The sequence below is a fragment of the Chryseobacterium nakagawai genome (assembly GCF_900637665.1).
Taxonomy (GTDB): Bacteria; Bacteroidota; Bacteroidia; order Flavobacteriales; family Weeksellaceae; genus Chryseobacterium; species Chryseobacterium nakagawai.
The window spans coordinates 5,498,650-5,525,169 of record NZ_LR134386.1; the positions used below are offsets into that span (position 1 = coordinate 5,498,650).

The window sequence follows — 26,520 nt, forward strand, 5'->3', positions numbered from 1 at the left end:
ACGTTCTGAATTTCAGGACGTGTTTTTGCGTTAATAGAGGTGTTTTAGGAATGAAATTTGATCTGCAAAAAGAAAAATCCACACTGTTTGAATAAAAAGTTCTTCAGATCGACGGGTTTTTCTTATTTTTATTCCACACTGCAGATTTTAAATTATGAACTTTCTTAGACTTCCTTTCCTTGTTAAGCTCACCCTTGTCGTTATTTCGATCATTGGGATAGGCTATCTTTTAGCATTGGGGCAAACGATTTTAGCTCCTTTCTTTTTTGCATTCCTGATGGCTATGCTATTTTTACCGGCAGCCACTTTCATGGAAAAAAAACTAAGATTTCCAAGATCTATGTCAACAATGACTTCCGTATTCATTATGTTGATTATTTTAGCGGGGCTCATTTATTTTTTCACCAATCAATTATCAGATTTTAGCAAAGATTTACCTCATTTAAGGGAGCAGCTGACTACTGTTTTTAATAATGCCCAACATTGGGTTTCCAAAACATTTAATGTAAAAGTAGACGAGCAGGTAGATTACATCAATCAGGGATTGAATAAGCTTTTATCTTCTTCCGGTGCCATTTTAGGATTTACTTTTGGTATTTTCTCAACAGGATTTGGGTTTATCATATTTTTCACCCTGTTTTTTATCTTTATTTTAAATTACAGAAGACTGTTGAACAACTTTATTGTAACGGTTTTTAATGAAAGACATAAATCAAGTGTTCAGGCAGCGGTGAATGAAATTCGTGTCATGACCAAGAAATACATCTTCGGATTGTGCCTTCAGGTGATTATTGTATCCATCCTCACCTCTATAGTACTCACTATTTTAGGGGTAAAATACGCTATCCTTTTAGCAGTTTTAACAGGTCTATTAAACGTAATTCCTTATTTAGGTATTTTTATTTCACTCATTATATCCTGCTTTATTGCCTTTGCTACAGCCAGTCCCTCAACATGTATTTATGTTGCTATCGGATATATTGGTATTCATGCTGTAGATGGCAATATTGTACTTCCATTTGTTGTGGGTTCCCGAGTGAAGATCAATGCTTTATTTTCGTTCATAGGAATTCTTCTGGGTGAGCACCTTTGGGGAATTGCCGGAATGTTTCTTTGTATTCCTGCGATTGCTATCATCAAGATCATCTGCGAAAAAGTTGAAGATTTAAAACCTTGGGGAAAACTACTAGGAGAAGAAGAAAAACCGAACAAAAAGAAGAAAAGTTATAAGATTTCAAAGAATATTACTTTGAAGGAAATGGACTAACACCATTGCCAAAAATCAATTAATAATGAGCAATAAAATATTCATTAACAATGACCGCTAAATTGATATTTACAGTATAAACGAAAATATTAAACTTTAAACAATAAAGACTGCCTTTCACAGCAGTCTTTATTTATTGTATTATGGAAGAGCACAAAGTGGTCTCATTCCATTTGGACAGGATTCTTCGCAAGGAATATAGGATTGATTATCCGGGCAATATCCTAAATTAGGAATTGTAGGACCGCCTCCACCAGGACCACCTCCTAAACACGGATCTCCCGGAGGTATTTTACATGGACAACCAATAGGGCCTATGTCACATTTTCCAATGCCAGCTCCACCCTGAATTTCTCTTAAATCTGTACGGTTTAATTTTTTTAGGTTTTTCAACATAATTTCTGAGTTTAGTTTATCAAATATAAATAATAAAATGATACAGAATATTACATTAACCTACCGTTAACACAAGCAATATTATTTTTAAATTACAAAATCACAATAAAATTATATTTTTATTCTACATTTGATATAAAATATTTATTATGAAAATCATTAAACTTATCATCTGTATTTTATTTGGCGTTATGTTTATTAATGCAGGCCTAGACAAATTCTTTCATTATAACCCAGCCCCTCCACTTACTGAAGCACAAATGAAACTCTATGCTGCATTTGGGGAAATCGGTTGGTTATTACCATTGGTAGGAACTGTAGAAATAATAGGCGGTCTATTATTTATTTTTCCCAAAACAAGAGCGCTAGGTGCTATTATTATCCTGCCAATTTTGACAGGTATTTTAATTCATAACGTTTACAGAGATCCTTCAGCTACAGGAATTTGCATTTCCGGTATACTATTTATGATTAATATCTGGATATTAATTGACAATAGAGAGAAATATAAAAATCTGGTTGGATAGCAATGAGAACCCTATATTTAGCAGATGATATCAACCTTCATCTGCTTTATTTATATTATATAAAAGCACTGAATCCCGTAATTGACCGCCCTACAATAAGCGAGTTAATTTCTTTTGTCCCTTCGTAAGAGTAAATAGCTTCAGCATCAGCTACAAAACGCGCTACGTCATATTCAAGGAGAATACCATTTCCGCCCATCACTTCTCTCGCTCTGGAAACAATATCCCGTGTTCTTAATGTACAAAAGACTTTAGCTAATGAAGCATGTTCATCTTTTAGAATTCCTTCATCCTGCATTTCAGACAATCTGAAAACCATAGTCTGCATAGCGGTAAGATTAGATAACATTTCTACCAAATGTCCCTGAATCATCTGAAACGAAGCAATAGGCTTCCCAAACTGTTCTCTTGTTCTGGTGTATGCTAAAGCACTTTCATACGCTCCTCTTGCACATCCCGTTGCCATCCACGCCACACCTGCTCTTGTCATCCTGAGAACTTTTCCGGTATCTTTAAAAGAATTGGCATTCTGCAAACGATTTTCTTCTGTAACTACGCAATCTTTAAGAGTAATTAATCCGTTTTGGACAATCCTCAAAGCCATTTTCCCTTTAATCTTTTCTACAGAATATCCTGGATTATCTTTTTCAACAATAAATCCTTTTACTTCTCCACTATCCAGATCTCTCGCCCAAATAATGATAAGATCTGCAAAGGTTGCATTTCCGATCCATTTTTTCTGACCATTTAAAACCCATCCTTCGTCTGTTTTTTTACAAGTGACTGTAAGTCCACCCGCAGCTCCTGATCCCACTTCAGGTTCAGTTAGCCCAAAGGCTCCTATTTTTTCAAACTTCTGCATCTGCGGAAGCCATTTCTGTTTTTGCTCTTCTGAACCACATATATAAATAGACCCCATTGCTAACCCGGACTGTACTCCAAAAAATGTAGCAATAGAGGCATCAATTCTTGCCATTTCCATCGCAATAACACCTTCCATCAGAAAAGGCATTCCAGGACATCCATATCCTTCATAAGTTACTCCACAGATATCCAGTTTTTGAAATTTCGGAATTAACTCAAAAGGAAATTCATCCCTAAGCCAATAATGATTAACCAAAGGTTTAACCTCTTTTTCCATAAAAGCTCTTACTTTCAGTTGAATTTCCCGCTGTTCAGGAGTTAAAGTATGGTAGATATCATAAAAATCGCCATCAATGGGAGGAAGTTCTTTCTTTTTCTTATCGGGATCAAGCATTTTCATAAGCCCGGCAAGTTGTTTATCATCCAGCTTTGAAAAATTATGCATTAGTTTCGGCAAATCTACTTTTTGTGAAATAGCACTTAGCTGTTCAAAATCTATGGACGTGAATAATCCTATTGCATTTCTGATTTTAGAAAAGGTATTTGACATAATGATATATTGTGATTTTGGTTTGTAAAAAGATAAGCAAAAATTACTCCGAAAGCAAACCATCAACCTATACCCTATTTTACAAATCACTGATATATAATTAATTAAAATAGAAAATTCTCTTTACAAGTTTTTTACTTTCAATTTTCAAGCATTACAAAGGATCCTTGCTGAACTTTGACTAAAGCAAAACCTCAAAAATCTTACGCTATGAAAACGACTTACATCAAATTATCATTATCCGCAGTTCTTTTATTAGGAATTTATTCCTGTAAAAAAGGAGAAGCTACTAGCAGCGAACTTAAAAGCTATGAAGCTGCAACAGATTCTGCCGCTGTTACAACAGACAGTGTTTCATCTGTTGCCAGCATGGAAGTGAAGGATAAAAAGTTCATCAAGACAGCAGATGTCAACATGGAAGTGAAAGATGTATATAATGCAACCATTGCCATTGAGAAATCGGTACAGGACCTTGGAGGATTTGTCACAAAAAGCAATCTACAGAGTAATGTTGTTTATGAAGACACTTATAACACTTCTGATACAGAAGCGATGCTGATAAAAAAATACAAAACCGAAAATTCAATGCAGGTAAGAGTGCCTACTGAAAAGCTGGGCGATCTGCTGACCTTTATCAACACCAACAAGCTATTTCTGAACTCAAGATCAATCAATGCGGAAGATGTTACTGCCCATATTAAATATTCTGAACTGGAAGCGAAAAGAAACCAGAAGACTTCTGAAAATATTGATAAAATAAAAAACAATAAGGACAAAGTAATCGTGAATGACAATAATATGTCTGAAGGAAATCTTCAAAAACTAAATACCATGAGTATGGCGGACCACCTGAAATACAGCACGGTTGACATTTACATCAAAGAACCGAAATTACGCATCGCAGAAATTGCCGTTACCAATACGGACAGCATTGACAACAAATACAAATACAACTTTATTCATGATGCAAAAGACGGCTTCATCTATGGATTCTATCTGATCCAGAGAATTATCGTAGGACTCATCAACATCTGGCCGCTCGCTATCATCGCAGGTGGAATGGTTTATTTCTTCAGAAAAAGAAAAGCAAAAAAATCTGAGCTGCCTAAATCCCCAGAACAGAACTCCTAACCTATAGGTTATCATCATAATTTTAGATTTTACAACCTCCTGAAAACAGGAGGTTTTTATTTTTTTGAAAAAAAACTGTAACGATTATAATATACCTCTTACCTACTGTTTAAAAGAACAGAAAATCAAAAAAACAAATACTATGAAAAATTTAATAAAACTTGGATTCGCAGCATTATTATCAATGAATTTCATGACGGCAACGGCACAGAATAACAATACAGAAAATGAAAACAGCCTGTTATGGGAGATATCGGGGAATGGACTTTCTAAACCCTCTTATATTGCCGGAACTTTTCATATATTATGCAGTAAAGATTTTGATTTAAAACCTAAAGTACTGAAAGCATTGGAAAAGTCTGATAATTTTATAATGGAAATCAATTATACTGATCCCAGTGAAATGACAGCCTTACAAAAAATGTATCAGAACGATAAGAAATTATCCGACCTGCTTTCTCCCAATGAAGCCAAAGAGTTGGATAAAATTCTTATAGACTATGGTACAAACCTGGAGAAAATAAACAATTCAAGCCCACAGGCATTGTATGCACTTCTCAGTATGAAAGCGATCCCATGTCCTCAGACTGAAATAAAATCCTATGAGTTGGTGCTTCTTCAAAATGCTCTTAAAGGGAAGAAGAATATTAAAGGGTTAGAGAAAGTAAATGATCAAATGAAATCTATTAATGATGCTTATGATTTGAAAGCAACTATTGCTCAATTGAAATTAGGTAAAGAATATGAAATCTTGTTTGGAAAAATGATAAAAGCTTTTAAAAATGAAGATGCCCAATCTTTATATACACTTTTTAAAGATGAAAGATTTATGAATGCTCAGCAGGAAAAAGCCATGCTTACCGACCGAAATAAAAACTGGGTACACACCATGCCGGAAATGATGAAAGCCGGAAGTTCATTTTTTGCAGTAGGAGGATCTCATTTGATGGGAGAAAACGGAATTATCCCTCTATTAAAAGCAAAAGGATACACCATAAATCCAGTATCAAGCCTATAATAATAACCCAACCATGAAACTATTGTGAGTATCCCAACTGAAACAGCCTTTTTAAAACTCGTCAATCAGCACAAAGGCATATTATACAAAGCTTCCCGGATCTATGCAGATTCTATAGAAGACCGGGAAGACCTTCAGCAGGAAATCCTTATCCAGCTGTGGAAATCTTATCAAAACTTCAAAGGAAAAAGTGAGTTTTCCACCTGGATGTATCGTGTTGCTATCAATACTGCCATTACCTATTTAAAAAAAGAAAAGCAGAGGACAAAAAACCATACGGACCCGTCTCATCATTTTGAAGTACAACAGGAGGATTACAACCCTACAAAGGACAAACAGCTGGAAGTTTTTTATCGTGCTGTTCAGGAACTGAATGCCCTAGAGAAAGCAGTTATCTTTTATTTCATGGAGGGAATGTCACATAAAGAAATTGGAAGTAACCTCGGGCTCAGTGAAGGTAATGCCCGTGTAAAACTCAACAGAACCAAAGAAAAAATACAACAAATCATAAAAAAATCAGGTTATGAATTTTGATCAATTAAAAGAACAGTGGAATAATGAAGACAGCAATGTTCATATTCCAGATGCTATAGAACAATTAAAGGAGAGTAAACATCCTATAGAAAAAATCCAAAAAAGTATGAAAAAAGAATTTCCGGCACAGATTTTAGCCATCATTCTTATCGGATTCTTTCCTCTTCAGTTTAAATTTCCATCTTCTCAATACATTATTTATTATATATCTTACACAATGATGGTTGTAATATCATCTTATTACCTGTTTGGATTTTATAAATTCTACAAACAAACGGAGCTTTATACCGGAAATACTAAGAACAGCCTTTGGAAAATTTATCATGAACTTCGATTAAACATGGAAAGATATCAGTCATTCGGCTTTTTATTATTACCTCATTTCCTTATTACTATTGGATTATTTATCTATAACATTTTGGAAAAAAAAGGGAAAGACCTGGCTGAACTTGCCACCAATACTCAGATTTATTTAATCATTGCCGTTTTAATTGGAACACTTTCTTTACTGGTAAGCATTGTTTTATGGACAAAATATTTCTATGGCGCCCACGCTAAGCAATTGGAAAACATTTTGAATGAAATAGACGAATAACATCCAAACAAACATTTTTATACCCCTAAAAAGTAAACCTCAGATCATTTCTGGGGTTTTGTTTTTTAAAAAATCGTTATTTATCATCCTCAAATTTATTTGAGGTTTTATTTTTCCTTAAATTTGCACATCAGAAATAAATCGTTATGGATTTCTAAAGATTTTGATCCGCGATATTATTTTTCTGAACTATAAATTCCCAACAACATGCTATCAAAAATAAACCCTATACAAACCAACAGCTGGAAAGCCCTTGATGAACATTTTGCATCTAACGATCTTGAGCTAAGAAGTCTCTTCCAGTACAACCCGAATCGTTTCGAAGAATTCTCTCTGCAAAAAGATAATTATCTTTTTGATTATTCTAAAAACTTAATTGATTCAAGAACAAAAGAACTTTTATTACAATTGGCAGAAGAATGTCAGTTAAAAGATGCTATTTCTAAAATGTTCTCTGGTGATAAAATCAATGAAACAGAGGGAAGAGCAGTTCTCCATACCGCTTTGAGGGATTTCTCTGACCGTGAAATTCTTGTAGACGGCGAAAACATTAAGCCAGGAATCAAAAGAGTATTGAACCACATGAAAGCTTTTTCTGAAAAAATCATTTCAGGAGAACACAAAGGCTTCAGCGGAAAAGAAATTACGGATGTAGTCAACATCGGAATCGGAGGTTCAGATTTGGGACCTGTGATGGTTTGTTCAGCTTTAAAGCATTTTAAAACAAGACTAGACGTTCACTTTGTTTCCAATGTGGACGGAAATCATATTGCAGAGGTTGTTAAAAACCTAAATCCGGAAACGACTCTATTCATCATTGCTTCTAAAACGTTTACCACTCAGGAAACAATGACAAATGCCAATTCAGCAAAAGACTGGTTCCTTAAAGCAGGCAACCAGGAAGATGTAGCAAAGCATTTTGTAGCTTTATCTACTAATATTGAAGCAGTTAAGCAGTTCGGAATTGCAGAAGAGAATATTTTCGAATTCTGGGATTGGGTAGGCGGAAGATACTCGCTTTGGAGTGCTATCGGATTAAGCATTGTACTGGCTGTAGGCTATGAAAACTTTGAACAGCTTTTAAAAGGAGCTTTCGATACAGACCAACACTTCCAGACTGAAGATTTCTCTGAAAACGTTCCTGTACTCATGGGGCTTTTAGGAATCTGGTATCGTAATTTCTATGCAGCAACCACCTATGCAATCCTTCCCTATTCACAATACCTTGACAGATTTGCTGCTTATCTTCAACAGGGAGATATGGAAAGTAACGGAAAATGTGTAGACAGAAACGGTGAATTCGTAGAATATGAAACAGGACCAATCATTTGGGGAGAGCCTGGAACCAATGGACAACATGCTTTTTACCAATTGATTCACCAAGGTACAGAATTGATTCCTGCAGACTTTATTGCTTATACTAAAAGCGCTAATAAAGTTTCTGACCATCAGGATAAATTATTAGCGAACTTCTTTGCCCAGACTGAAGCACTTGCTTTTGGGAAAACAGAAGAAGAAGTGGAAGAAGAACTTAGAAGTGCAGGAAAATCCGACGAAGAGATTGACCGATTATTAAACTATAAGGTTTTCCACGGAAATACACCTACTAACTCTATATTATTCAAAGAATTAACACCTTTCACATTAGGACAGTTAATTGCTATGTATGAACACAAAATCTTCGTTCAAGGGGTTATCTGGAATATTTTCAGCTTCGATCAGTTCGGGGTTGAATTAGGTAAAATACTCGCTAACAAGATCTTACCGGAGCTTGAAAACAGCGAGACGATAGTTTCACATGATAGTTCTACCAACGGGTTGATCAACTATTATAAAGAATTTAAGTAAAAATAAATCTAAATAAAAGTAAAAAGTAAAAATGGCAGAAATTCTTGACGGACTTAAGGTTTCCAAAGAAATCAAAGCTGAGATCAAAGTTGAAGTTGAAAAAATCCTGGCAAATAAAAGAAGAGCACCTCATTTGGTTGCTATTCTTGTAGGAAACAACGGAGCAAGCAAGGCTTATGTAAACGCTAAGGTAAAAGATTGTGAAGAGGTAGGATTTCAATCCAGCTTAATCAAATTCCCAAGCACAGTTTCAGAATCTGAACTATTGGAGACCATTGACGAGCTGAATAAATCTAAAGCAGTGGATGGTTTTATCGTTCAGCTCCCTTTACCGGATCAGGTTGACCAGGAGAAAATTATCAACGCTATTGATCCAAGAAAAGACGTGGACGGATTCCACCCTGAAAACTTTGGAAAAATGGCTCTTGAAATGGATACTTTCTTACCGGCTACTCCTTTCGGAATCTTAACATTATTGGAAAGATATAATATTGAAACTAAAGGAAAAGACTGTGTAATCATTGGTAGAAGTAAAATTGTAGGAAGACCAATGAGTATCTTAATGGGAAGAAAAGATTTCCCTGGAAACTCAACGGTTACCCTTACCCACTCCTACACGAAAGACATTGAAGAATATACTAAAAAGGCAGACATCGTTATTACAGCTTTGGGAGATCCACATTTCTTAAAAGGAGAAATGATTAAGGAAGGTGCTGTAATCGTTGACGTAGGTATTACCAGAGTAGACGATGATTCTCCAAAAGGATATTATCTTGCTGGCGATGTAGATTTCGATAGCTGTGCAGCAAAAGCAAGCTGGATTACTCCGGTTCCTGGAGGAGTAGGCCCAATGACAAGAGCAATGTTGATGAAAAACACCATTATTGCTTATAAAACTTCGGTCTATAACGACTAATTTTAAAATGAATAAAGAACAAGATATTTTATTAAAAGAAGGTAAAATGCTCCCTGTAATGGAGCATTTTTACACTTTACAAGGAGAAGGAGCACATACTGGAAAAGCGGCTTATTTTATCAGGCTGGCAGGCTGCGATGTAGGCTGCCACTGGTGTGATGTGAAAGAAAGCTGGGACCCGGAGCTTCATCCTTTGATGAATGCTGAGGAAATTGCAGAAACAGCGGCTAAACATTGTAAAACCGTCGTTCTTACGGGAGGAGAACCTCTTACTTGGAATTTGGAAGTTCTTACCTCCAAATTAAAAGAACTTGGATGTACTATTCACATTGAAACTTCAGGAGCATACCCTATGAGCGGGCATCTGGACTGGATAACTCTTTCTCCAAAGAAAACAGGATTGCCTAAAGATGAGATCTATCAAAAGGCTCATGAGCTTAAAGTTATTGTTTTCAACAATCATGATTTTGCATTTGCACAAGAACAGGCTGCCAAAGTTTCTGAAAGCTGTAAGCTTTACCTCCAAAGTGAATGGAGTAAAAGAGATGATATGTATCCTAAGATTACAGATTTTATTCTGGAACACCCGGAATGGCAGGCTTCTGTTCAGACCCACAAATATCTGAATATACCGTAAAAATACGTACATTAGCTGGCCCTTCCTGTTATAATACCGATAGATGCAGAGAATTCGATACTCTAGATACCTGAAATCGATCATTATTTTGCTTGACCTCATGGTTATTGCATCTATTTTCATATTCTTTTTTATAAGCAGAAATGAAAACCTGAAGTATCATAAGGAAACCTGGTACCAGAACGCTTTTTCTCTGGTTTTGCTGTTTTTGTTCTGGGTGCTTCTCAGCGGTAGGACAAAAATATACAATATTCCGAGGAACCTTACGTATACCCTCTTTCTGGAAAGGCTTCTGATTCATTTCATATCCTTTATACTTGGAGTTCTGCTTATTGGGAAGGTCAGTAATAATGTATTCTTCAACTCTGATATTTACTGGTTATCATTCTATCTGTTTATATTTATCTTTTTAGCAAAATCACTTATCTATTTCTCTATTAAATACCTACGATCTTTAGGAGTTAACTACCGAAATATCATGTTTTTAGGAGAGGGGGATTCTACTGAGATCTTAAAAAACATTTTTAAGGAGCGTACAGATTACGGGTACAGAATATTTGAAAATGAAAACGCAGATACCAGCACTGCCGAATTGGTTAGTTTCTGGAAGAAAAACGGTATCCATACATTATTTTTATCTACAGAAAACTCTTATGGCGAAAGTGTTGAGTCTGAAATATTCAAACTTGCAGAGGAAAATAAGGTTCATATTTCATTAATACCAAGTATTACCCAAAGTGATTTTTTTCTGTACGATCTGGCTTACATACAAACTCAACCCGTTCTTAATCAGGCAAGATATCCATTAGATTATTATTCCAACTTCCTGATGAAAAGAACATTTGATATCTTCTTTTCCCTATTTGTTCTGGCTTTTGTTTGTATATGGTTGTTTCCAATTATTGCTATTTTAATCAGAATAAGCTCCAAAGGGCCCGTTTTCTTCTTTCAGAAAAGATATGGTTTCCACGAAGAGGTATTCAGCTGCATAAAATTCAGGACTATGGTAGTCAATGATGAATCTACAACCAGTACAACCAAAGAAAACGACACCAGAATTACTAAGGTGGGTAAATTTTTAAGAAAAACCAGCCTTGATGAACTTCCGCAGTTTATCAATGTATTGAAAGGCGAAATGTCTGTAGTAGGCCCACGACCTCATATGTTGGCCGTTGATAATTATTACAAACCCAAAATCGGAAGATATAGCCTAAGAAGCATGGTAAATCCTGGAATTACTGGGCTTGCACAGGTAAACGGATTGCGAGGCGACTTTGGAGATGTAGAGGTAGAAATGAAAAAAAGAGTTCTCGCAGACGCATTCTATGTAAGGAACTGGAGTTTTGTGCTAGACCTGGTTATTATATTAAAAACTGTTTTACTGGTTATCGGCGGAGACAAAAATGCAAAATAAAGCAATCGCTAAGGTTAGGATAATTTTAACATTTTCCGGGCTTCTGTCTTCTCTTCAACCTTAGCCTAATTCAATAAAAAAGTCTAATTTAGCAGTATGTTAAAAAAGTTTTTCACAGCAGTAGGGGAATATATGATCCTTTTAGGAAAATCCCTGCAAAAGCCCCAGAAAATGAGGGTTTTTTGGAAGCTGCTCATGAGGGAAATTAATGATTTGGGAGTTAATTCTTTCGGTCTTGTAGTCTTCACTTCGATCTTCGTGGGGGCAGTAGTAGCGATTCAAATGTTTAATAACTTTGATGCTTCATCATTTCCTATCCCTCCTTCATTTGTAGGATATGCAACAAAAGCAGTACTTGTTTTGGAATTTGCCCCTACCATTATCAGTTTGATTTTAGCAGGTAAAGTAGGATCATACATTGCTTCCAGTATTGGGACAATGCGAGTTTCTGAACAGATTGATGCCCTAGATATCATGGGAGTAAATTCACCCAATTTTTTGATCTTTCCAAAGATCATTTCCTGTATGATTTTTAATCCTCTTCTTATCGCTATCAGTATCGTATTTGGTATTGGCGGAGGGTATATTGCAGGAATTTTAACAGGAAACTGGACCGAAAACGACTATATTGTAGGGATCCAAATGTATATGCCTAATCTATTTATCTATTATGCATTTACCAAAACCATAGTTTTTGCATTCATTATTGCAACGGTTCCTTCTTATTTTGGATATTTTGTGAAAGGAGGGTCTTTGGAAGTAGGGAGAGCAAGTACCCAGGCAGTGGTATGGACAATGGTATTCATTATCATTTCCGAATTAATTTTAACCCAATTAATATTAAGCTGATGATTGAGGTAAAAGATCTTAAGAAAAGTTTTGGAGATGTTGAAGTACTTAAGGGAATTTCGACTTCATTTGATAAAGGAAAAGTAAACCTTATCATCGGACAGAGTGGCTCTGGAAAAACCGTTTTTCTTAAAAGTTTATTGAATGTCTATATGCCATCATCCGGAGAAATTTTGTTTGACGGCCGGGATGTCAATACCATGACAAGAGAAGAAAAGCAACACCTTCGTTCAGAAATTGGAACTGTATTTCAGGGAAGTGCCTTATTTGACTCTTTAACAGTAGAGGAGAATATTATGTTTCCATTGGATATGTTTACCAACCTTACTTTTAGAGAAAAAAAGAAAAGAGTTTTCGAAGTAATAGGAAGAGTACATCTTGATAAAGCAGGAAGGAAATTTCCTTCTGAAATTTCTGGTGGAATGCAAAAAAGGGTTGCCATTGCAAGAGCAATTGTAAACAACCCAAAGTATTTATTCTGCGATGAACCTAACTCAGGGCTGGATCCATATACCTCTAAGGTTATTGATGATCTTCTTTATGAAATCACCAAGGAATACAATACTACAACAATCATCAACACTCACGATATGAATTCTGTAATGACGATTGGCGAGAAAATTGTATACCTAAGACTTGGTATCAAGGAATGGGAAGGGAATAAAGATATCCTGATTACAGCAGGCAATAAAAATCTGATTGACTTCGTTTATTCTTCAGAACTATTTAAAGAGCTGAGAGAATATTTACTTGAGAATAACAAAACAATTGAGAATACAAAATTAGACGATAATGAAAAAGGTACTTAGTATAGCGTTAATAGGGTTTTCAATGTGGGCTTCTGCACAGATCTCACTGGCAGGAAAAGCCAATTTAATATTTCCTACAAGTTCACCCTCATGGTCCAATATTAAAGGAACTGTGAATGATGCCATTGAAGGAACAGGAAAAAACAATGTAGGGTTCAACGTAGGACTTTCATTAAAAGTAGGATTACCTACTTCATTATTCCTAATGCCTGAAGTGTATTACACTCATTTTAAAAATGAGTTCACTACAGAGAACACTACTTTTGATGTGAAGAGCAACCGTATTGATGTTCCGGTCCTGTTAGGATATAACGTGTTAGGTAATATGTTAGGTGTTTTTGTAGGTCCGGTAGGAAGCTTTAACTTAAGCAAAGACAATACTTACAACGATTTTAAAGAAAATGCAAAAAATAACTTTACAGTAGGCTACCAGTTCGGAGCGCAGCTTGAAATTAAAAAGCTTATTGTAAATGCAAAATACGAAGGAGCTTTCAGTAAAGACGAAAGAAACTTCATTAATAAAGTTTCCGGTTCGGAGATCAGATATGATAACAGACCTAATCTATTTATGGTTGGTTTAGGATATAAATTTTAATCAACAATCGAAAACAACAACATTAAATCCTCAAATTTTAGATTTGAGGATTTTTATTTTGATTTTCAAGTTCAGCCTGGCGTTGTGCAATTTCTGCTGCCTGCTTTTCCAATTCTTCTTTTTCTTTCTGAAGCTGCTTGAATTCTTTTTTCTTCTGTTCAGCCTTTATAGCACTTCCTTTGCTCAAATAACCTACCATTCCCCCAATGATAAGCCCAATTCCTATCCCAGCCATTATTCCCATAATGTGAGAAATCCTGATCTGTTCTACAGCAAAATCGGTAGTAAGATAAAATAGTAAAGCAGAAACTGCTAAGAGGATAAGTCCGGTAATTGATAAACTCTTCATAATATTGTGTTTAAGTAATTATGTGATAAAAGCTCTACCAAATTTACTAAAAATTTAATAAGTCTTTATAAGGAATAGTATTTAAATGGTGTTTTCAATCATAATACAACCATAATTATTCCAAATCATGTGAAAAGAAAAAATATTATTAATAAAAAAGCGAACTCATTAAAAAAATCAGTCCGCTATTTTATAATAAGCTAATACATTATAATTTTCCTCCTGCAGCTTTGTAATACTCTAAAGCTTTCGGTAAGTCTTTATTAATATCTGAAATTCTTGTATCGGGACTCGGGTGAGTAGATAAGAATTCCGGCTGTCTTGCGCCTGAAGAAGCGGCTTCCATTCTGTTCCAGAAAGGGATGGCTGCTCTTGGATCATAACCTGCCATAGACATCAGGTAAAGCCCCATTTCATCAGCTTCTGATTCCTGACCTCTCCCATACTTTAATAATGCAACCTGTGAACCAATAGGATACACTTTCTGGAAAACACTTGCCCATTGTGCATTTGAAATCGCCCCGCCAAGAATAGCTCCTCCATATTGAGCCATCATAGCCTGAGAAATTCTTTCATTTCCATGACCTGCCAATGCGTGAGAAACTTCATGTCCCATTACAACCGCAAGGCCATTATCATCCTTTGTAACTGGTAAAATTCCTGTATAAACAGCTACTTTACCTCCTGGCATACACCATGCATTTAATTCATTGCTTTGCAGAAGAGCAAATTCCCAACTATAATTGGCAAGATCTGCAGATCTTCCAATATTTTGATAATATCTCTCTGCTGCATTTTTAATTCTATTTCCTACATTTACCACTCTCTTTGCATCTGCTGTTCCGGTAATAAGTTTACCCTTAGACAATGTCGTTTTGTATTCCTGTGCAGACATTGTTAAAATTTCTGAATTATTGGCCAGCTGTAAAGATGATCTTCCTGTAATTGGATTTGTAGTACAGGCAGCGACCAACAGAGCGAATGCTCCCATTCCTAATAGATGTGTAACTTTCATAGTTTGAGTGTTAATAATTCAACCTTAACAATTTTTATTCCAAAATATTATAGAAGGAATATATTTGCATACATTTTGCTGTTTAAATTTAATAATTATATCCATTATGAAAAAGTATATTTCTATTCTGATGATCTTTGGATTTCTATTCAGTTTTCAAAGCTGTGCATCACAGGGTTCATCAGATCCGACAATAGTAAATGCATTAGTGAATTCTCAGGAATTTACTTTCTATGCACAGAGAGCTAATCCTACAAATTATGATGTCATCAACGTTATGAACTCTATGCCTAATTCTACTTCAACCAGAATGTTGGACCTGAATGGCGGAAATTATACTATTGAAGTAAGTAAGGACAAAGTGGACGTAGTTCTTCCCTATTTTGGAAGATTATTCAATCCTTCTTTCGGTAATAGTGATAAAAACGGATATAGATTTACTTCAAAGGATTTTGTCATTAATAAATCTCAGAATAAAAAAGGAACCTGGACTTTTCAGATCAAACCTAAAGATGTAAATACTGCTGAAGAAATTAATATTGAGATCTTTAAAAACGGAAAGGCATTCGTTTCCATAAAAAGTAATGACAGACAGCCTATTAGTTATGACGGCTATGTTTCTAAAAGCGAAGTTAAACAGGAAAAAGAAAAACTTTAAGTTCTGTTTTCACCCGATAAAAATTTTTCAACAAATAATTTTGCTTCAGTGCTTGGATTGGAAACCATCTCTGAAGCATTTTTTTTATGCATTTGATAGGCTTCCTCTACATGATTACTCTTTTTCATCAGGGATAGGATATATTCCTGAACCCAGTACTCGAAGCGCTTTTCTGCCTGCTGAGTACGGATTTCTTCAAAACGTCCTGCTTTCTTTTTCAAATCAATAAACTCAGAGATCTTATCATATATTTCCTGTAGTCCTTCATTGTGTAAAGCAGAACCTAATAATACCGGGATTTTCCATCCTTTTTCTTTTGGTGGGATAAAGTCCAGGGCTCGTTTTAATTCAAGCCTGGTATTTTTTGCTTTCTGAAGATTATCCTGATCTACTTTATTGATGAAGACAACATCTACCATTTCCATAATCCCTCGCTTGATTCCCTGTAGTTCATCTCCACCACCGATGATCTTAAGAAATAAAAAGACATCAGTAATATCGGCCACCAAAACCTCAGATTGCCCTACCCCAACGGTTTCAATTAAAATATAATCATAGCCGGCTGCTTCACAGATCATCATGGTTTCAAAGGTTGTATTGGCAACTCCGCCTAAGAATCCTGAACTTGGAGAAGGCCTTATAAATGCATTTTCTTCTTTTGCCAGTTCTTCCATACGGGTTTTATCTCCCAGAATACTTCCTTTATTGATTGAAGAACTGGGATCAATGGCAAGAACAGCCACCTTTTTCCCTTGAGCAATAGCCAATCTTCCGAAACTTTCAATAAAAGTAGATTTTCCAGCACCAGGTACTCCAGTTACTCCAACTCTTACAGAGTTTCCTGTTAAAGGCATAATTCTTTTCAGAAGGTCTTCCGCCTGTATCCTATGCTCAGCTTTTTTACTTTCAACTAAAGTAATAGCCTTTGCAATCAGACGTTTGTTACCTGACTGTATTCCCTCAATAAGTTCTTCTGTAGAAAATTTCATTGATTCAAAATTAATAATTAAAAAGCGAATGGTCAATAGTTCATTATTAATGGCAAAAATAAAAGAAGCTCAATAGTATATTTCGCATTGTATTATTCGCAATAATTCAAATTTTATTTCTTCTAAATTAAAACTACAACACACTGTATCAACGGGTTTCGGAATTTATTACATTTGTTATCTATCAAAATAAGAAACATGAAAAAACTCATTGCTGCGGCATCATTCACTGCTATTCTATTGGTTTCCTGTACTCCTAAAGCATCAACATCTGCTGCTACAGCAGGTACTTCAACGTCTACTGCGGAAGAGATCGCCCAAGGAAAAACTATTTTTGAAAACTCTTGTGGAAAGTGTCATAAGCTACCTGATCCTACGTCACATAATTCTGTACAGTGGGTAGGTATTATGAATGCAATGGCACCCAAGGCAAAGCTTACGGATGACCAGCACAAATGGGTTTATGATTACATTGTTTCAGTGAAAAAATAATTCAACAAACAAAATAATAAAGGTATGAGAAAGTTAATCTTAAGCGGTATTGCAGCATCAGCATTTCTGGTATCCTGCGGACCTAAAAGTACGGCTGTAACAGGCCCTAAGTATACCTCATCTGAGCAATTGGCTCAAGGGAAGACTATTTTTGAAAATTCCTGTGCAAAATGCCATAAACTGCCAGAGCCTACCAAGCATGACAATCAGGGCTGGATCAACACTTTAAGCAGAATGGCTCCTAAAGCTAAGCTTAATGATGACCAACATCAAATGGTCTATGACTATCTTATCTCTGTAAATAAAAAATAAGCTTTCAAATGAAAGCTTATTTTTTTAATTATCATTAAAAGAAAACTCTTATCTCACAATAAGCTTTTCTGTCTGGGTTTTATCTCCCTGCTGAATATGAACCATATAAACTCCTTTCTGCAATTCCTTTGTAGAAATGGCTTTCTTCGATCCGGACTCTCTGGCGTCTGAAAACACTAATTTTCCGGACATATCAAATACTTTAATCTTCACCTCCTTGGAAGATTTGTCAATATTTCCTACAAAGAATTCATCATAGGTAGGATTAGGAAATACTATAAATTTATTGTTTATTACTTTAGCCTCATCAATTGCCAATGAGACATTACATTCAGCAGGAATTGTAAAGTCTTCTACCTGATCCTTCATGCTAAATATGTTTCCAAAACTTGCATTTACACCCAATCCTCTTTTAGCGAATGCTTTCCATATCAAACATTTATCAGCACTTGAATTTCCAATCGCATCAGCCTGAAGAATCGCATTTCTTCCATCTATAAATGTAGGGTTACAAGTTTGTAGCTTCAAACCATCCATTACAATTTGTATTACTTTTGCGTTTCCTGATGTTGTACTGGCCAGCACATCGTTGTTATATCCATATTTTTCAATATATTTCCAGGCAAGATCCCAAAGCATAGTTGCCCAAATAAATCCTACAGCATGGGCTCCTATCGCTGAGTTAGTCTTTCCATATGTGTAATTGTTGATTGCAAAATCAGGAGAGTATTTAGATGGTCTAATCCCTACATCTGTTGTTGACTGATTCATTGTATATGTTCCAAGACTTCTTGCTAAAGAAGAAGTATCCCCTGGTCTGGTTGTAAGCATCAAAGCAAAAAAATCAGACCATCCCTCACCCATTTGCTCAGGATAATAAAGACAGTCATAACCATCTCCTGTTAGTCTATTAGAAATCCCATGTCCATATTCATGAGCAACAATTCCATTATCCCAACCTGAATGTTTGAAACCATTGAAATCATATTTCAGCGTTGTATTAATTATTGCACCTCCTGTAATTTGGTTAACAAGGAAGTCTCCCTCTGTTTTACCAACTATGATCGCCGGAATCGTTAATTCCTGGCTATTTCCACCTCCCATTGTAGGAGGAGTATCAGAAGTGAGATGATAATAAATGGCTCCGATAGCTCCGGCGTTTTGTAAGTTTTTCAACTTAATTAAATTCGGGCACGATGTACTAGCTTCTACTACCGCTATTTTTCCTGTTAAGCTACCTGCTGCAACATTTACACAAGCATCAAGAGGTATTGAAAGAGCTAAGTCACCTGTAACCTCTTGACCAGTTGCTAATTTATTACCAAAAGAAGCTCCTGACGACAACACTATAGGCCTGTTTACCATTGTTGCTGGAGAATTGTACTTATATCTTACAATAGGATCAGCGGCAGACTGTTCTCTAGTCCAGAGATACATTTGCATGATAGGCGAGTCAAATTCTATTACACCATTCGTTTCCAATTCGTACCCCGAATAAAAAGCAGCATTATTAAAGGCACTTCCATCAAAAGCTTCTGCTTTTACTGCATCACCTTCTATCCCTCCTTTTCCAAAATTATTTATTTGAAAATTTCTGGCCGGCTCTGTAAATCCAAATTTATAGAATATATCATGCATTTTATTATTCATATAAAATAGATTGGTGATAGCAGCATCCTGATAGGTAAGTGGATTTATATATCTTCCTTCATCAAAGGTGAAATTAAAATTGAGAGCACTTCCTCCGTCAGGAGAATATCCAGGAACATCCATATCATCTATGTCTGAATAGGCATACACATTATTCCCTCGTGTAGTGCTATAATTATTTATTCCATCAGAGTGCCATCCTTCCGGAGAAGCGGCTAAATCCCAAGGGTTACTTACAATTGTTCTGGAGCCGAATGTAGGAGCCTCAACAGGCAGAGGAAAGACATTATATGATGCATTAGTAGGGGTCAGCAAATGAACTGGATCAATCACTTCTGAATTTTTATTTACTGGAAAATGAGGTCCTGATTTTATTTCAGGTTCGACATATTCCTGTGAATCAGCTCCTGAACGGCAATAAATTGTACTATTATTTTTGTTTAATATTTCACCAGTACTGGCATCGGCAATCACGTGCCATATATCTGAAGAATTTTTATCTGAGACAAATAATTCTTTTGAATGTACATATACTTTATTTTTTTCAAAATAAATGTCTGGCAAATATCTTACTCTGGAAATTTCATCTAATCCTAGTTTCTCTTTCAATGATTCTTCTGAAAATCTTTCCTGAATCTTTTTCTGATTAGCCACTACCAGATTTTTGCTAAAATCATTTCTTTCTGAGATAATCTTATCTTCTTTAATCACTACTTTCCCTAGTGCTTTAAAAACACGAAGTCCATTATAAGTTTGCTGTACATTAACAATATTGGCTTTTAAGCTTTTGGAGACGTCTTCGTTCAGGATGACAATTCCAACATTATCATTCCTATTACTTTTTTGAATTAAATCTCCAGTTTTCTCATAATAATCTTCAATCAGTTTTTTAGAGTTTTGGGCACTTGTGTAGTTGCTGGTTAAAAATAAAGCCACAGAAATGGGCAATAAAAAAAAGTTTTTATTCATGGTTTGTTTTTTGGTATCTCTAAAATAAAGATTATCATTAGAAAACCATAGTAAATCACAAATTTTATTCCATCATTGTTGAATTATATTTTTTTATTCAATCTTTTTCTATTTTACAGATACTCTACTAAAGATTTTATTTTTCAGCCAATAAAAAAATCCGAAGGAATATTTATTCTCTCCGGATTATCTATGTTATCTTAATATATTTTCAATAATTATCTCACAATAAGCTTTTCTGTCTGGGTTTTATCTCCCTGCTGAATATGAACCATATAAACTCCTTTCTGCAATTCCTTTGTAGAAATGGCTTTCTTTGATCCGGACTCTCTGGCGTCTGAAAACACTAATTTTCCGGACATATCAAATACTTTAATCTTAACTTCCTTGGAAGATTTATCAATATTTCCTACAAAGAATTCATCATAGGTAGGATTAGGAAATACTATAAATTTATTGTTTAAAGCTTTCACTTCATCAGTAGCCAATGAAACGTTACATTCTGCAGGTACGTTAAAATCTTCCACCTGATCATTTGCCACTACTTTACTTCCTGCCGAAGCGTTAACTCCTAATCCTCTTTTTGCAAAGGCTTTCCAAATCATGCATTTATCTCCCCCTCCATTTCCTAAAAGATCAGCCTTAAGAATAGCATCTCTTCCATCTATAAATGTAGGGCTACAAGGCTGAAGTTTTAATCCGTCTACCACAATTTGCAGCGCTTTTGCATTTCCTGATGTTGTACTTGCCAAAACATCACTGTTGTATCCATACTTTTCAATATAGTTCCAGGTAAGATCCCAAAGCATAGTTGCCCATATAAATCCAACTCCATGTGGAATAACTGCTGTATTTGTTTGTACATAGGTATAACTATTTACATTGAAATCCGGAGAATATTGGGCAGGTCTAATCCCTACTCCTGTAATAGGCTGCCCTTTTGGATAGGTTCCTACACCTCTGGCAAGGGCAGAAGTATCACCTGGTCTTGTGGTAAGCATGAGCGCAAAATAATCTGACCATCCTTCTCCCATCTGCTCTGTGGTATTGGCCGTAGAAAGACAGCTATATCCTTGTCCTGTAAGTCTGTTTGAAATTCCGTGTCCGTATTCATGCGCGATAATCCCGTTATCAAAGCTTGAATGTTTAAATCCGCTGTAATCAAAGTTTAAAGTGGCATTGACTGTAGTACCACCATTCAGTTGAGCGATCATAAATTCCCCTTCCGTTTTTCCAATATTGATAGATGGAATCGTTACTTGGGCACCCGAATTTCCTGCTCCCATACTTACAGGAGTATCACTTGAAGGTCTGTATACTATAACTCCAATGGCACCTGCATTTTGTGCATTCAGAACTTTCAGGCCATATTCGCAGCTTGTACTGGTCACAATGGCTATTTTATTGGTAAGACTTCCTGCAGCAGGTGCTGTACATGCATCGGCAGGAACGGAAACGGTAAGATCTCCTGTAACTGCAGGACCAAAGATAGGTCCGAATGAGGCCCCTCCGGTTAACACTTTAGGTCTGCTTACAATGGTGGCTGGAGAATTATACTGATATCTTACAATAGGATCATCTGCCGTTTGAGTTCTATCATACAGATACATTTGCATTCTTGGGGCTAAAACCTGATTTTGCCCTGAAACAACTCTTTCATATCCTGAGCTGAAATTGGCATTATTGAGGCCGCTTCCGTCAAAAGCTTCAGCCCGTACTGCATCACCACCTATTCCTCCATTACTAAAGTTATTGGTTTGAAAATTTCGAGCACTTTCTGTAAATCCGAACTTATAAAACACATCATGCATTTTATTATTCATATAAAACAGATTGGTAACCGCTGCATCTCTGTATGCAAACGGATCAGCATATCTGTCATCTGCAAATGGGAAATTGAAGTTTCTGGCACTGCCTCCGTCAGGTGAATAACCTGGCAGATTGGTATTACCCTGATCAGAATAGGCATAGACATTATTTCCTCGGGTATTGGTATAGCTATTGCTGCCGTCGGAATGCCACCCTTCCGGAGAAGCCGTCAAATCCCATGGATTATTTACAACAACACGGTTTCCAAAGGTGGGAGCTTCTAGAGGAAGAGGGAAGATATTATAGGAAGCATTAGAAGGTACAAGCAGATTACCTGCTGTATTCTGAATAGTCCCTTTAAAAAAGGCGGGTTGATCTACGATATTTTGAGATTCCTGTATCTCTTCAGATTTTTCACCGGAATCTGAACTGTGATCAAATTGACAGCTCAGGGTCATATTATCTTTACTAAGTATTTCTCCACTGCTGGCATCTGCAATGACATGCCATACATCGGAAGAATGAGCGTCTGATACAAATAATTCCTTTGAAAGAACAAATACTCCATTTTTCTCGAAATAAACATCAGATGAGTAATCGATTTCTAAAATTTTAATAAGTCCTAATTTTTGTTTGATTAAATCTTCAGAGAGCCTTCCTTGGGCCTTATTTTGTTGAGCCACTACAACGTTTCGGCTGAAGTCATTTTTTTCAGAGATAATTTTATCTCCTTTAACAATGACTTTGCCTAACGCATTATACACTCTAAGTCCGTCATAGGTTTGTTGTACATCCACAATGTGAGCTCCAAGGCTTTGTGACTTATCTTCGTTTAGAATAATCACCCCAACTTTATCATTGGTACCATTCTTTTGAAGTAATTTTCCACTTTTTTGATAGTAATCCTGAATAAGTTTCGTGGAGTTTTGTGCATTTATTTTACCAAAGGCAAAAAAAACCGCTACCGAAATCGGTAGTAAAAATAATTTTCTATTCATAAAATTGTTTATTTACAACAAATCTATCAATTATTTAAAACATTCAAAATATTTAAAGATATCTCATAAACAAAAATTAAACTTACACAACATTTTCCTTTGTTTTCCTTATTCTCGTTTTAGGCATTTTATTCTGAAGAAGTTTCTCTCTATCCTCTAAAATTTCAAGTGAACTTCTGCAAAAACTAAATTTCTTTGCTTCTTTAAGCTTTTCCATAGCTAGTTTATATTCTCCTTTTTTTTCCAGTAAAAGAGATTTAGCATTCAAAATTTCTGCTTTGTCTATTCCCTTCATCTTTAGAGCATATTCAATGAGCTTTTCTGCTTCCTCATAATCTTCATTACTCAAAAGGCATTCAATATAATATTTAGGGGTGTTTACATTTCCGATATTATTCTGCATGGCTTCTTCAAAGTATCTTTTTCCTGTTTCATAATCTTTCAAGACTTCTGAATATACTCTTCCCATTAGACAAAGGCTGTCTGCATCTTCGGGTTCATAGGAAAGAGCATAGTTCAAAGCATCCAAACATTCGGACATATTGTAAGGGAAATAGTCCAGAGCTTCAAAATAGTATTTATTTTTAGTTAACGTCATTACTGTAGTTTTTTAATTTCTGTTTAAGAATATTCCTTTGTTTTTTATAGGACTTATCCTCATATGTATTTTTAAAATCTGTTCCTGAAAATGTACGGACAGGATTGCCTCGTTCTACCTGAAGATGAAGATTCCAGGTTTCTTTCATTCTATGTTCCAGTTGTTGAATATAAACTCCCATTACCTTTTCTTTTAATCTGATAATAGAAAGTTTTTTATTATTCAACTGTGATCGTGTATCCTGTACAAACACCGATTCATTGGTGGGCACGTGAGTAGCACGAACGGCTGTATTTACTTTATTAACATTCTGTCCACCACTTCCCTGGCTTCTGGCTGTCTGAAATCTGATATCTTTTTCATTGAAATTAACCGGTTCCAAATTTTCCAATTCGAATATACCGATGAACCATTTACTCCTTTTATGCAGCTTTCTGAATGTACTTTTGCCTTCCCAACAGATGCTTCCAAGCCATGTTTTTAAAAATTCTTTAACGTTCTTTCCTTTTAGGAGAACGGTTGCAGATTTTATGGTCATATTTACATCTCCGTTTTCGCGATGAATGATTTCGTAATCTATATTGTTTTCTTTTGCTTCTTCCAAAAAGCTTTTTAATACTTTAGAAACAACCCACTGGCATTCTAAAGGTCCTCTCCCGGAAGTGATCTGTATTAATTTTTCCATTGTTATGTTGGCATTTTGCTTAATAAGGGATGTCCAACAGGATCTATTCCTTTTTGTAATAATTCTTTTGCAGCCATTACTGCCCAGCATTTATCGCTGGAATGAATATTTCTGTAGAATGAAAGTAAAAGATCAGGTTTCACCACAGTAAATCCATTGGCTTCAATGGTATTTAGATCATTTCTTTCAAAAAAATCGATCGTGATTCTATGAAATTTTTCATTTTCTAATTCTACAGTTTTCTCATATCGTTTGAAGTTTTCCTGGCTAGGCAAGTGGTCATACCGTGTCCAGACTTTTTGAAATCCATCCTGCCGAAGAATCATCACTACTTCAGCAACATTTTCCTTTGTTACAAAAATGTCAATATCCTTGTGGTCATGAGCATGTTTATATTCTGTATGTCCTGTTACAGACATAAAGTGCCACGCCCACCCACCTGATATGATCACTTTATTTTTTAGTTTTTCTAAAATTTCGAGGCCCAGCAGGATTCTGAATTCCGGCCAGACTTCTCCATATCTTTTTATATTATGAGGTGCTCCCATTTTTTTAAGTTAAAGGTTTATAATTGACAGCTATATGATCTGTCATCGTATTAAACCTTATAGGTTTTTGAAGCCTATAAGGTTTGATTTTCACTGAGATTATCTATCCATTCTCACAATTCTTGGTTGGAATGTCCCAAGAATGTCTACCAATTCGCTTTGCGCATTCATTACTTCATGAATATCTTTATAGGCCATTGGTGCTTCTTCTGTATTTCCTCCCATTAGGGTAACATCTTTAAGTTTTAACTCTTTTTTAATGTCATTTTGGGTGAAAAGACTTCTACATTCTCCTCTTGAATGAGCTCTACCCGCTCCGTGTGAAGCTGAATTCAAAGAGTCAGGATTTCCTTTTCCGCGAACGATAAATCCTTTGGCAGTCATAGATCCCGGAATCATTCCCAATTCATTTTCATTGGCTGGAGTGGCTCCTTTTCTATGAACAATCACTTCTTTTCCTTTATGAATTTCTTTCCATGCAAAATTGTGATGGTTTTCGATTCGGGCTTTTACTCTTCCGCCTACCGCTTTCACCAATCTTCTATGAATATCATCATGGCAGGCTGAAGCGTAGTCTCCTGCAAGGTTCATTGCCGTCCAGTATTCCAAACCAAGGTGCGTGCTTAGATCCAACCAGGCAAATTGCTGCGCTTCTTTAGGCAACGGGCACTGTTCTACGGCTACTCTTGAGTAATATTGGGCGATTTCTGCTCCTAATCCTCTTGATCCGCTGTGTGAAAGGATTCCCAGATATTTTCCTTTGGGTAAACCGATTTGTTCATCTTCTTCAGTGATTTCTACTTCCCCGAATTCTACAAAGTGATTTCCGCCTCCTGAAGATCCCATTTGTTTGATGGCTTTTCCTTTTAATCTTCTTAAAATAGGAATCAGATCAAATGTATCTCTATCGAAGATTTCGTGATCTATATGAGATTTGTGAATCTCATACATTCCAAATTTTGTATGTTCAGCAAGGGCTTTTTCATATTTATCCCTTGCACCGTTCAGATATGAAACTGGTGTATCTAAAATGCTAAGGCTCATTCGGCATCCAATATCCATTCCTACTCCATAAGGAATAACAGCATTTTCTACCGCTAAAACGCCGCCGATTGGAAGGCCATAACCGCTGTGAGCATCAGGCATCAGTGCTCCCTGAACAGAAACCGGAAGTTTCAATGCAGTATACAGTTGATTTTTTGCTTCTTCTGAAATATTGTTCCCGAAAATCTCAAATGCTGCACGCTGTGCATTCAACATTCGTTTTTCTGTTTTTTTAGATGAAAGCAGGGTTTCTGCAATCTGTCCGAAGGTTAAATCTTTTTCAAAATTTTCCGGATGAATCAAAATGTCCTTCAGAAGAGATTTCACATAATGGATATTTTTAGTTGCAAAATTTCTCTTCATCACTTCCAGGGCTACATTTACGCTCTGATTGTTTGGATAGCCCAGTTTTAATATATCTTTTCCTTTTAGTTTTAAATTTCCCATTTTTTTT

At 35.8% G+C, this 26,520-nt stretch carries 27 protein-coding genes; 16 read left to right on the top strand and 11 right to left on the bottom strand.

Annotation, left to right across the window (positions count from 1 at the left end; all coding sequences use genetic code 11):
* Positions 1-154 precede the first annotated feature (154 nt).
* Positions 155-1,267, top strand: a complete 1,113-nt coding sequence (locus EL260_RS24875; protein WP_123858197.1) for an AI-2E family transporter — start codon at positions 155-157, stop codon at positions 1,265-1,267.
* 141 nt (positions 1,268-1,408) lie between these two features.
* Here EL260_RS24875 and EL260_RS24880 read toward each other — a convergent pair whose 3' ends face one another.
* Positions 1,409-1,663 (bottom strand): bacteriocin-like protein, encoded by a 255-nt coding sequence (locus EL260_RS24880; protein WP_123858198.1) that lies wholly within the window; start codon positions 1,661-1,663, stop codon positions 1,409-1,411.
* A 149-nt stretch (positions 1,664-1,812) separates the two neighbouring features.
* On the opposite strand from EL260_RS24880, the gene EL260_RS24885 reads away from it, so the two are divergent.
* Positions 1,813-2,190 carry a MauE/DoxX family redox-associated membrane protein gene (locus EL260_RS24885; RefSeq protein WP_123858199.1) on the top strand — a complete coding sequence of 126 codons (378 nt, stop codon included), beginning with the start codon at positions 1,813-1,815 and terminating at the stop codon, positions 2,188-2,190.
* Positions 2,191-2,245: 55 nt separating this feature from the next.
* Here EL260_RS24885 and EL260_RS24890 read toward each other — a convergent pair whose 3' ends face one another.
* Positions 2,246-3,604 (bottom strand): acyl-CoA dehydrogenase family protein, encoded by a 1,359-nt coding sequence (locus EL260_RS24890; protein ID WP_123858200.1) that lies wholly within the window; start codon positions 3,602-3,604, stop codon positions 2,246-2,248.
* Between the two features lie 210 nt (positions 3,605-3,814).
* Here EL260_RS24890 and EL260_RS24895 point away from each other — a divergent pair, with 210 nt between their 5' ends.
* The 11 genes from EL260_RS24895 to EL260_RS24945 all read left to right on the top strand — a co-directional run bounded on the left by EL260_RS24895 (position 3,815) and on the right by EL260_RS24945 (position 13,950).
* Positions 3,815-4,735 (top strand): DUF4349 domain-containing protein, encoded by a 921-nt coding sequence (locus EL260_RS24895; protein ID WP_123858201.1) that lies wholly within the window; start codon positions 3,815-3,817, stop codon positions 4,733-4,735.
* Positions 4,736-4,877: 142 nt separating this feature from the next.
* Entirely contained in the window at positions 4,878-5,753 is an 876-nt protein-coding gene (locus EL260_RS24900) for a TraB/GumN family protein (RefSeq protein ID WP_123858202.1), read from the top strand.
* 99 nt (positions 5,754-5,852) lie between these two features.
* Positions 5,853-6,287: an RNA polymerase sigma factor gene (locus tag EL260_RS24905; RefSeq protein ID WP_394343551.1), complete on the top strand. Its 435-nt coding sequence runs from the start codon at positions 5,853-5,855 to the stop codon at positions 6,285-6,287.
* Positions 6,277-6,882, top strand: coding sequence for a hypothetical protein (locus EL260_RS24910; RefSeq protein ID WP_123858204.1), 606 nt, complete (start codon positions 6,277-6,279; stop codon positions 6,880-6,882). Before EL260_RS24905 ends, EL260_RS24910 begins: the two co-directional genes overlap by 11 nt.
* Before the next feature lie 207 nt (positions 6,883-7,089).
* Positions 7,090-8,730 (top strand): glucose-6-phosphate isomerase, encoded by a 1,641-nt coding sequence (gene pgi / locus EL260_RS24915; protein WP_123858205.1) that lies wholly within the window; start codon positions 7,090-7,092, stop codon positions 8,728-8,730.
* 31 nt (positions 8,731-8,761) lie between these two features.
* Complete coding sequence (locus tag EL260_RS24920) at positions 8,762-9,646, top strand: bifunctional 5,10-methylenetetrahydrofolate dehydrogenase/5,10-methenyltetrahydrofolate cyclohydrolase (protein WP_123858206.1); 885 nt, start codon at positions 8,762-8,764, stop codon at positions 9,644-9,646.
* Positions 9,647-9,653: 7 nt separating this feature from the next.
* The gene (locus EL260_RS24925; protein ID WP_123858207.1) at positions 9,654-10,283 is read left to right on the top strand and encodes a 7-carboxy-7-deazaguanine synthase QueE; all 630 of its coding nucleotides are present in this window, start codon (positions 9,654-9,656) and stop codon (positions 10,281-10,283) included.
* Positions 10,284-10,326: 43 nt separating this feature from the next.
* Entirely contained in the window at positions 10,327-11,697 is a 1,371-nt protein-coding gene (locus tag EL260_RS24930; RefSeq protein ID WP_123858208.1) for an exopolysaccharide biosynthesis polyprenyl glycosylphosphotransferase, read from the top strand.
* A gap of 96 nt (positions 11,698-11,793) precedes the next feature.
* Positions 11,794-12,546: an MlaE family ABC transporter permease gene (locus EL260_RS24935; RefSeq protein ID WP_123858209.1), complete on the top strand. Its 753-nt coding sequence runs from the start codon at positions 11,794-11,796 to the stop codon at positions 12,544-12,546.
* Complete coding sequence (locus EL260_RS24940) at positions 12,546-13,355, top strand: ABC transporter ATP-binding protein (RefSeq protein ID WP_123858210.1); 810 nt, start codon at positions 12,546-12,548, stop codon at positions 13,353-13,355. Before EL260_RS24935 ends, EL260_RS24940 begins: the two co-directional genes overlap by 1 nt.
* Positions 13,339-13,950 (top strand): outer membrane beta-barrel protein, encoded by a 612-nt coding sequence (locus tag EL260_RS24945; protein WP_123858211.1) that lies wholly within the window; start codon positions 13,339-13,341, stop codon positions 13,948-13,950. The genes EL260_RS24940 and EL260_RS24945 overlap by 17 nt, the downstream gene beginning before the upstream one ends.
* Positions 13,951-13,987: 37 nt before the next feature.
* Here the strand turns inward: EL260_RS24945 and EL260_RS24950 are convergent, their stop codons facing one another.
* Together EL260_RS24950 and EL260_RS24955 are read right to left on the bottom strand one after the other, a co-directional pair.
* Positions 13,988-14,299, bottom strand: coding sequence for a hypothetical protein (locus EL260_RS24950; protein ID WP_123858212.1), 312 nt, complete (start codon positions 14,297-14,299; stop codon positions 13,988-13,990).
* Between the two features lie 208 nt (positions 14,300-14,507).
* The gene (locus tag EL260_RS24955) at positions 14,508-15,314 is read right to left on the bottom strand and encodes a M48 family metallopeptidase (protein WP_123858213.1); all 807 of its coding nucleotides are present in this window, start codon (positions 15,312-15,314) and stop codon (positions 14,508-14,510) included.
* 106 nt (positions 15,315-15,420) lie between these two features.
* Here EL260_RS24955 and EL260_RS24960 point away from each other — a divergent pair, with 106 nt between their 5' ends.
* On the top strand, positions 15,421-15,972 hold the full coding sequence (locus EL260_RS24960) for a DUF4251 domain-containing protein (protein WP_123858214.1): 552 nt from the start codon (positions 15,421-15,423) through the stop codon (positions 15,970-15,972).
* On the opposite strand, the gene meaB is transcribed toward EL260_RS24960, so the two are convergent.
* Positions 15,969-16,961: a methylmalonyl Co-A mutase-associated GTPase MeaB gene (gene meaB, locus EL260_RS24965; protein ID WP_123858215.1), complete on the bottom strand. Its 993-nt coding sequence runs from the start codon at positions 16,959-16,961 to the stop codon at positions 15,969-15,971. The genes EL260_RS24960 and meaB overlap by 4 nt on opposite strands.
* A 198-nt stretch (positions 16,962-17,159) precedes the next feature.
* On the opposite strand from meaB, the gene EL260_RS24970 reads away from it, so the two are divergent.
* Together EL260_RS24970 and EL260_RS24975 are read left to right on the top strand one after the other, a co-directional pair.
* Positions 17,160-17,453: a c-type cytochrome gene (locus tag EL260_RS24970; RefSeq protein ID WP_115969761.1), complete on the top strand. Its 294-nt coding sequence runs from the start codon at positions 17,160-17,162 to the stop codon at positions 17,451-17,453.
* Positions 17,454-17,477: 24 nt separating this feature from the next.
* On the top strand, positions 17,478-17,765 hold the full coding sequence (locus EL260_RS24975) for a c-type cytochrome (RefSeq protein ID WP_123858216.1): 288 nt from the start codon (positions 17,478-17,480) through the stop codon (positions 17,763-17,765).
* A gap of 48 nt (positions 17,766-17,813) precedes the next feature.
* Here the strand turns inward: EL260_RS24975 and EL260_RS24980 are convergent, their stop codons facing one another.
* From EL260_RS24980 to EL260_RS25005, 6 genes are all read right to left on the bottom strand, one after another.
* Positions 17,814-20,384 (bottom strand): T9SS-dependent M36 family metallopeptidase, encoded by a 2,571-nt coding sequence (locus EL260_RS24980; protein WP_123858217.1) that lies wholly within the window; start codon positions 20,382-20,384, stop codon positions 17,814-17,816.
* Between the two features lie 218 nt (positions 20,385-20,602).
* Complete coding sequence (locus EL260_RS24985) at positions 20,603-23,191, bottom strand: T9SS-dependent M36 family metallopeptidase (RefSeq protein WP_123858218.1); 2,589 nt, start codon at positions 23,189-23,191, stop codon at positions 20,603-20,605.
* Positions 23,192-23,273: 82 nt separating this feature from the next.
* Positions 23,274-23,789: a tetratricopeptide repeat protein gene (locus tag EL260_RS24990; protein ID WP_123858219.1), complete on the bottom strand. Its 516-nt coding sequence runs from the start codon at positions 23,787-23,789 to the stop codon at positions 23,274-23,276.
* Complete coding sequence (prfH, locus tag EL260_RS24995; protein WP_123858220.1) at positions 23,776-24,474, bottom strand: peptide chain release factor H; 699 nt, start codon at positions 24,472-24,474, stop codon at positions 23,776-23,778. The genes EL260_RS24990 and prfH overlap by 14 nt, the downstream gene beginning before the upstream one ends.
* Positions 24,475-24,476: 2 nt before the next feature.
* Positions 24,477-25,022 (bottom strand): nucleotidyltransferase domain-containing protein, encoded by a 546-nt coding sequence (locus EL260_RS25000; RefSeq protein WP_123858221.1) that lies wholly within the window; start codon positions 25,020-25,022, stop codon positions 24,477-24,479.
* Between the two features lie 99 nt (positions 25,023-25,121).
* Positions 25,122-26,513, bottom strand: a complete 1,392-nt coding sequence (locus tag EL260_RS25005; RefSeq protein WP_123858222.1) for an RtcB family protein — start codon at positions 26,511-26,513, stop codon at positions 25,122-25,124.
* Positions 26,514-26,520: the final 7 nt, after the last annotated feature.